Below are 6,531 nucleotides of genomic sequence, written 5' to 3'. Positions count from 1 at the left end.
GGACTTTTATATCAATAACAGGTCAATGAAGGAGATCTGTGAGGAGTTTGGATATACCAATGCAGATAATGCCAAAACCCAGAAATATAAATGCCTGCAAAGGCTGAAGAAGTTATTTTTTCAGCAGAAATAAGGGGAGAAATAATATGAGCGATAACCAGCTACTTGAAGCAATTGAAAAGTACCTTAACGGGGAAATGACCAAGGATGAGCGTGCGCGTTTCGAGATCCTCAGGAATGAGAATGCCGAAATTAACAACAAAGTAACAGAGCAAAAGCATTTTACGGGTCTGATTAAACAATATGGCGAACGTTTGGAACTGGAACGCCGGTTAAATGCTATCCATAGCGAAATAGATGTGCATACGCTTGAGGACGAACTGATGATCCAGCCGTCTTTTATTGTGAAGTTATGGCGTAACCATCATTCTAAAATATCGGTGGCTGCTTCAATTGCCATTTTTGCGGTATTGTGTACGATGTTTTTTACCGGGTATTTAAACAACAGGGACGGGAATATTGTGCAGTTGAGAGATAGAATTAATAAAATCGGCGCGAAAACTGATCAGCTAGGTAAAAAAGTCAATAATTTGAACCCACCGCACACTGGTGATATAAATCCGGGTAATTTCAGGGGGACAGGTTTTGCAATATCGTCAGATGGGTATATTGTAACGGATAACCATGTGATCAAAGATGCCGATTCTGTTTACGTACAAAGTATGGACGGAAAAGCTTATAAGGCGAAAGTGATCTATTCGGAGCCGGCGACAGATATTGCTGTTCTGGCAATAAACGACCCTTCCTTTAAAACGCTGGGCGCTATTCCTTACAGTTTTAAAAAGGCCGAAACGGATATAGGCGAAAATGTATTTACGATAGGGTTCCCACGCGATGCCATGGTTTTAGGGCCAGGCTTTTTGACGGCAAGTACCGGTTATAATAACGATACGACGCAATACCAGGTGTCTACGCCGGTTAATTTTGGTAACAGCGGCGGTCCGTTACTGGATAACAGGGGTGATATTATTGGTATTATTAACGCCAAACAAACCCACGTAGAAGGCGCGGCGTTTGCAATTAAGTCGAACTTCCTATTAAAAGCTATCCAGGATATCCCTGCTGACTCGCTGAAAAAACCTATCAACACCAATACCAAAAATGTACTGGCAACTTTAAGCCGCGTACAGCAGATCAAAAAACTGCAAAACTTTGTGTTTATGGTGAAGGTGTATAATCAATAGCCCAAATTAACATCATATATACACAGGCGCTCCGGGTTTTACCCGGGGCGTTTTGTTTTATGGTGGATTTGAATGCCGAATAATGAATATTGAATGATCAATGCAGAAGTTATTTCGATACCTGCCTACCGGCAGGCAGGTTCATAATTCGTCATTCGGTGTTCGATATTTGAAGTGTTTATTACCTGTCAACCTCGCCCAAAACAATATCAATCGACCCAATAATGGCTACCAGGTCGGCGATCATTACCCCTTTTGCCAGTTCGGGTAGTACGGATAAATTATTGAAACTTGGTGCACGGGCTTTAACACGGAAAGGTATTTCGGATTTTCCGTCGGCGATAAAATAAAAACCCAGTTCGCCTTTGGCGCCTTCGCAGCGTATATAATAATCCTGTGCCTTCGGTGTAATTTTTCTGGGCATTTTGGCGCGGGGATCAAAATCAGGCGTACGTTTCAGTTCTTTTTTTAACCGTTCAAGGCATTGTTCAATGATCCTGACTGATTGCGCTATTTCATCAACCCTTACCTTATAACGGTCCCAGCAATCACCAACAGCGCCCATTTCGCCTTTGCCAACAGGTACGTCAAATTCCAGTTCAGGGTAAACAGAATAATTGTCAATTCTTCTTAAATCCCATTTCAAACCGGAGCCGCGCAGCATTGGCCCCGAGCATCCGTAATTAATGGCCACATCCAGCGGCAATACGCCAATATTTGCGGTTCGGTTAATAAATACCTGGTTATCGGTTAAAAGTTCGTTCAGCTCCACCATTTTGGGTTTAAAGTAGGTGGCAAACTCGCTGCAACGTTCTTCAAAACCCACGGGCAGGTCGTAAAATAAACCGCCAACCCAAATATAGTTGTACAGCATCCTTGAACCGGATGCCCATTCCAGCATGCCCATGATATGCTCCCTGTCGCGGAAGCACCACAAAAACGGCGTAAAAGCGCCAATATCGATCCCATACGTGCCTATGGCGATGAGGTGAGATGCGATCCGGTTCAACTCGCAAACCAGCACCCTGATATATTCTATCCGTTTGGGGATGTCTTTATCAATGCCCATCATCCGTTCAACGCCCATTACAAAGGCATGGCTGTTGTTCATGGACGCCAGGTAGTCCATCCTGTCGGTAAAAGGAATGGTTTGCTGGTAGGTGAGCGATTCCGCATGTTTTTCGAAACAGCGGTGCAGGTAACCGATATGCGGGATCACTTCCTTAACGATCTCGCCATCGGTGATCAGCTCCAGCCGCAAAACGCCGTGGGTTGAAGGGTGCTGCGGACCCATATTCAGTACCATGTCTTCGGTAGCCGCCGCCGCGATCTTTTGATTGTAGTTGTTTAGAGCGATGTTATATTTTGGTTCGGTGACGTTCAATTTATTTCGGATGTCGGATGTTCGATTTCAGATTTATTTACGAATTTTCAAATTTATTGAATTTAAAGATTAAATCGTTGGGACCGGAGGGGAAATAGAAATTAAACTTGTTTGTACGGCGATTTTTACCGCAAAGGACACAAAGAATTACGCAAAGGGCACAAAGATTTTATGAGCATGACTGGTTTGTAAATAAAAAAGCCCGTGGTAATTAAACCGCAGGCTCACTTTTATATAGTTTATATTAATTAGGCTATTTAATCATTCCGTATTCGGCAATCCGACTTCCGCATTAAAAAATCCGAAATCACAATGCTGCTTTTCCGCTTAATTTTTCGCTTAACTTGCTGCTTTGGGTTGCCAGCCAGGCATAGCTGTACATTGCGATGGCCTTTGCTTTACCCTGGCGGCCTTTAAAGGTCCACACATCTTTCATAAATTCTTTGTGGTTTTTGCTGTTCAGCGTATCAAAGGCTACCGAAATGGTAGGTGTTAATGAATAGGCCGAATGCCAGGTACCAAAAGGGATAAACAAAGTTTCGCCGGGGCCCACCACAAAATGAATAGGAGTGGCATCCTTATATTTAGGGAATTTTTCGAAATCAGGTTCAAAAATATTCAACTCTGAACGCCATGGATCATCAGGGCGGGGGTAGAGCATATGTTCCTGCCCGCGTGGGAAAACGGTGAAACGTTTTTCGCCGTATAGTTGCGTAACCCAGGCATTTAAATGGTAATAATCAAGGTGCAGGTAGGGGAATTTACCCCCCGGGCCGCCGATAAATAATTCGGTTACTGCTCCCCATTTACCAAGGTTAAACATTTTATTGTTCAGCCAGTTTGGCGATGCATAATTCAAATCGAGTGGTTTTATCAATGGCATTAATTCCGGTAAAGTTTTCTTTATGTCGAAAATAATAGGGTAGGGTGCCGGGTTTTCTGCGGTGCTTTTTTCCACCAGGTCCATAACGTCCTTCATCTTATAAGCCGTTCCCCTAACATCAGTTTCGCGGTCGGGATAATTTTCCCTGAACCAATCAGGTGTAAAAAGTCCGTTTGCTTTCCAAACTTTAGCGGCCTTTGTAAAAACTAAAGGGATACCGGGTTTGTAATGTTCCTCGATGAATTCTTCGTAAGAAATGTCGTCTCTTCTTATAATATCCATGGTTTTAATTGATGGTAAACGACGGTGTTATACGAAAAAAAAGGTAAAAGGTTGGGGGATAGAGATTAGTGATTTGTTAACCCTATTAATTTCCCCTTTAGGCGGTTAGGGGGCCTCAATCAATCCTTATCCCCTTATAAAACTCTGCATTTTTATAATCTTTCCTTAACGGGAAACCCTCCCAGTCATCCGGCAGCAGGATACGGCGCAAATCGGGGTGGCCTTCGAAGAATATACCGATAAGGTCATACGCTTCGCGTTCGTGCCAGTCGGCGGTGCGGTAAACGGAGGTGATGCTCGGAAATTCGGGCAGGTCATTCAGGTCCCTGCTATTGTTTTTGCTGATTTTTAGCGTTAATTGTGTTTGAAAGGGGATAGATGCCAGGTGATAAACCACACCGAAGCGGCCTGATTCAACGCCATAATCTACACCCGTAATGCTGGATAGGAAATCAAAATAGGTATGTGGGTTATTGCGCAGTTCAAGGCATACATTGGCAATCTGGTCAGGGTCGATCAGCAACGCGGGTTGCATGCCGCCGGTTTCTTCACCCACAATTACCCCTTCGCCAAATTTTTCAATCAGCAATAATTTAATTTCCTCAAAACTCATGGTGCCAATCGGACTTTTTTCCAGTTTTTGTTGTCGATTTTTTTATAAACGATCCTGTCGTGCAGGCGGCTTGGGCGTCCCTGCCAAAATTCTATCAACCGTGGTTTCAAAATGTATCCACCCCAGAATGATGGTTTCGGAACGTCTTTGCCTTCATATTCTGCGGTTAGTTCATTCCATTTTTTCTCGATGCTTTCGCGGTTGGGGATTTCCTGGCTTTGCGGCGAGGCTAATGCGCCCAATTGGCTTTCCCGCGGGCGCGAGTGGAAGTATTTTTCAGATTCTTCTTTGCTTACTTTTTCCAAAATACCTTCGATACGGATCTGGCGTTCCAGCGAAGGCCAGAAAAACGTTAAAGCGCCCAGGGGATTTTTGTTGATCTCTTTTCCTTTACGGCTAAGGTAATTGGTGTAAAAAACAAAACCGCCTTCATGGTAACCTTTAAGCAATACCACACGTGCCGACGGCCTGCCATCATGGGTTGCGGTGGATAAGGTCATGGAATTTTTCTCAGGAACGTTAACTTCCTGGGCCTCATCAAACCATATCCCGAATTGTTTTATAGGGTCGGCTTTTACCGAATTTTCCGATAATTCGGCGGAGGCATAATCCTCGCGCATATTTTGTAAGTTATCCTGGTTCATCGGTGCAAACTTACGAATAATTAAAAGGAAAGAGTCAAGAATCAAGAGCCAAGAGCCAAGAATGAAGAATTAGGAATAAGGAATGAAGAGCCAGCGATCAGGACTGAAATTGACGTCTTTTTTTTCCTTTCTTGATTCCTGGCTCTTGGTTCTTTTTTCCCCGGTGCAACATATTTTTATAAAACTTGTTATATTAACAAAAATTTTAGCCGTATGCTCAGTTCTATTCCGGCGGCCTCGGGGCGCATCTTGATATCGGAACCTTTTATGATGGACCCTAATTTTAAAAGGTCCGTAATTTTATTGACAGAATATTCTGAAGCCGGCGCCATGGGGTTCATTTTGAACCATCCCGGAGAGTTTCTGTTGGGTGATATTTTACCTGATGTATCCTATTCAGAACTGCCGGTTTTTATCGGTGGTCCTGTCGCCAATAATACCCTGCATTTTATTCACCGCTGCCCCGAAAAAATTGATGGTGGTATTGACATCGGCGAGGGCCTGTTTTGGGGAGGCGATTTTGAAACAGTAAAGCAACTGATCACCAGTTACCAGTTAAAAGAAGACGAGATCAGGTTTTTTACCGGGTATTCCGGCTGGACGCCCGAACAACTGGATAATGAGATAAAGGAAGACAGCTGGATTGTTGCCAATCGTATAAAACCCGAAACAATTTTTAATGGCAATGAAGAAAACCTCTGGCGCGAAGCGGTGATCGGCCTGGGCCAGCGCTACGCTCATATTGCTAATTTCCCGGAGAATCCGGAGTTGAATTGAGTGAAGTCCGGAAGTCAGTGAAGTCCGGAAGTCCGAAAGAAGAAGAAATATCAGAAACCCCGTTGGCTGTGTCCCCACAGCCAACTATTTATCAACCGGTAACGATTTAGTTCATTTCGCTTGCTGACTCTTCCACTTTTTTCTTCAGATTTTCTTTAAAGGCGATGAGGTTTTGAACGATCTGTTCATCGGCCGTAGACAAGATTTGGGCGGCAAGGATGCCTGCGTTTTTCGCTGCATTAAGCGCCACTGTAGCTACAGGGATACCGTTTGGCATCTGCAGGATAGATAATATAGAGTCCCAGCCATCGATGGAATTACTTGATTTTACGGGGACACCAATCACAGGTAAGTGGGTTAACGAGGCCACCATGCCCGGCAAGTGGGCGGCGCCGCCTGCTCCTGCGATGATCACTTTTAAACCGCGGCCCGCGGCTTCACGGGCATAGGTAAACATACGGTCGGGGGTGCGGTGCGCGGAAACGACCGTAATCTCATAAGGTACGCCTAGCTCTTTTAACACATCGGCTGCATCCTGCATCACATTTAAGTCGGATTTACTGCCCATGATGATTCCTACTTTGGGAGAGTTGCTGCCTGATGATTTGTCGCTCATGATCGGGTGTTTTTTTATTTGCTAATATCCAGCCGCAAAAATGGAAAATTTTTATCGAACTGTTAAATATTTATCCAATAGGTACTTG

7 protein-coding genes and 1 pseudogene are annotated in these 6,531 nt (G+C 44.2%); 3 read left to right on the top strand and 5 right to left on the bottom strand.

Annotated elements, in window-relative coordinates; genetic code table 11:
- Together QZY09_RS24235 and QZY09_RS24230 are read left to right on the top strand one after the other, a co-directional pair.
- Positions 1-133, top strand: a pseudogene (locus tag QZY09_RS24235) (sigma-70 family RNA polymerase sigma factor); the annotation flags it as partial.
- A gap of 13 nt (positions 134-146) precedes the next feature.
- Positions 147-1,244: a S1C family serine protease gene (locus QZY09_RS24230; protein WP_295677161.1), complete on the top strand. Its 1,098-nt coding sequence runs from the start codon at positions 147-149 to the stop codon at positions 1,242-1,244.
- A gap of 181 nt (positions 1,245-1,425) precedes the next feature.
- Here QZY09_RS24230 and QZY09_RS24225 read toward each other — a convergent pair whose 3' ends face one another.
- From QZY09_RS24225 to pdxH, 4 genes are all read right to left on the bottom strand, one after another.
- Positions 1,426-2,550 (bottom strand): NADH-quinone oxidoreductase subunit D, encoded by a 1,125-nt coding sequence (locus QZY09_RS24225; protein ID WP_295677162.1) that lies wholly within the window; start codon positions 2,548-2,550, stop codon positions 1,426-1,428.
- 385 nt (positions 2,551-2,935) lie between these two features.
- Entirely contained in the window at positions 2,936-3,793 is an 858-nt protein-coding gene (locus QZY09_RS24220) for a cupin-like domain-containing protein (protein WP_295677159.1), read from the bottom strand.
- A 115-nt stretch (positions 3,794-3,908) separates the two neighbouring features.
- On the bottom strand, positions 3,909-4,406 hold the full coding sequence (locus QZY09_RS24215) for an NADH-quinone oxidoreductase subunit C (RefSeq protein WP_295677158.1): 498 nt from the start codon (positions 4,404-4,406) through the stop codon (positions 3,909-3,911).
- The gene (gene pdxH, locus QZY09_RS24210; protein ID WP_295677156.1) at positions 4,403-5,050 is read right to left on the bottom strand and encodes a pyridoxamine 5'-phosphate oxidase; all 648 of its coding nucleotides are present in this window, start codon (positions 5,048-5,050) and stop codon (positions 4,403-4,405) included. The genes QZY09_RS24215 and pdxH overlap by 4 nt, the downstream gene beginning before the upstream one ends.
- 213 nt (positions 5,051-5,263) lie before the next feature.
- Here pdxH and QZY09_RS24205 point away from each other — a divergent pair, with 213 nt between their 5' ends.
- The gene (locus QZY09_RS24205) at positions 5,264-5,827 is read left to right on the top strand and encodes a YqgE/AlgH family protein (RefSeq protein WP_096351717.1); all 564 of its coding nucleotides are present in this window, start codon (positions 5,264-5,266) and stop codon (positions 5,825-5,827) included.
- Between the two features lie 106 nt (positions 5,828-5,933).
- Here QZY09_RS24205 and purE read toward each other — a convergent pair whose 3' ends face one another.
- Positions 5,934-6,443, bottom strand: a complete 510-nt coding sequence (gene purE / locus QZY09_RS24200; RefSeq protein ID WP_295677153.1) for a 5-(carboxyamino)imidazole ribonucleotide mutase — start codon at positions 6,441-6,443, stop codon at positions 5,934-5,936.
- Positions 6,444-6,531: the final 88 nt, after the last annotated feature.

The organism is uncultured Mucilaginibacter sp., assembly GCF_903913935.1.
Classification (GTDB): Bacteria; Bacteroidota; Bacteroidia; order Sphingobacteriales; family Sphingobacteriaceae; genus Mucilaginibacter.
This window is presented reverse-complemented; position numbering and strand designations above follow the sequence as displayed.